Origin of the sequence: Desulfocurvus vexinensis DSM 17965, assembly GCF_000519125.1 — a bacterium.
In the GTDB taxonomy this organism is placed as follows: domain Bacteria; phylum Desulfobacterota; class Desulfovibrionia; order Desulfovibrionales; family Desulfovibrionaceae; genus Desulfocurvus; species Desulfocurvus vexinensis.
Genome location: NZ_JAEX01000060.1, coordinates 1 through 1,035 on the forward strand (window position 1 = coordinate 1; position 1,035 = coordinate 1,035).

At 60.8% G+C, this 1,035-nt stretch carries 1 protein-coding gene; it reads right to left on the minus strand.

The genetic code is table 11. The annotated features are described in order from the left end of the window. Positions 1-1,025: HK97 family phage prohead protease (locus tag G495_RS0114605; RefSeq protein WP_483782838.1), on the minus strand; the 1,025-nt coding region annotated here is incomplete at its 3' end. Positions 1,026-1,035: the final 10 nt, after the last annotated feature.

The following is a 1,035-nucleotide window of genomic DNA, read 5'->3' on the forward strand; positions in this document are numbered from 1 at the left end:
TCGGTAGGTTTGGTTTTGTCTTCCATCGTGGAATCTCCTTCGGGTTGGGATTGGTCGGGCTGGCTCTGAAGGGACGCCACCTGCAGAATCCTGGCGTTCTCGTCCGCGCCTTTGCGGTCGAGCAGTCCCAGTCCGGTGAAAGTGACGCCGTGCAGAATCTCGAAAACGGGTTGGCCGTTGAAATCACGGCCCTTGAATTTGCGCAGGTGGGTGCAGTAGTCGGCCTTGTTCTGGAAGCGCTTGTGGCAGACCGAACATTCGCCTTCCTGGTAGTCGCATTCCATGGAGACCTGGGAGATGATCCCGCGCTTCATCAGCTTGTAGGCCAGCCGGGCGGCCGGGGTGTCGTGGACGTACAGCTCACCGACGCATTCCACGCGGCCGCCGTTGTCGTCCTCCAGGTAGTCGGCGGCGACGATGCCGCCCACGATGTCGTTGAACTCCTGCGAATGTTGCAGATCGACCTTCTTGTTCACGGCCGTCATATGCCGACCGGACAACTCCTCGGCGGTGAAGTGGTCGCCGTTCTTGTTGGTGCCGGTGCGACAGAGCACGAAGCTGAATTGGGGGTCGCCCGCCGAGCCGACATCCATGGCCTCGGTCGTGAGGCGTTCGCCTTCGCCCAGCTGGATGTCCACGGGGATGCTGGTGTGGAAGTTCGCTGCGGCGGCCATCGGAACGGGTTTTTCCTCCCGCTCGGCGCTGGCCTTGGCCCCGGGAGCGCAGACGAACAGACGCTCCTTGGCGTTGGAAGCCTCACCGTGCTTGGAGGTGATGGCGTAGTGGTGATCCTTGGACCTCATCCGGCTCTGCTTGCCGAAGGAGCCGATGATCCGCTTCATCTCCTGCTCGTTGGGATAGGCGTGATCGCGGTAGGAGATCAGCCAGTGCGGGATGTGCTTTGCATTACCGAGAAAGGTCTGGAAGAACTCGTTGGCGTTGGCCTTGGTGACGGTCTTGTGGTCGGTCTCGTAATACTTGACCTTGGTGTCGGCCTTGATTTCGAGCCCTTCCCAATAGGTCATGAGCCCCTCC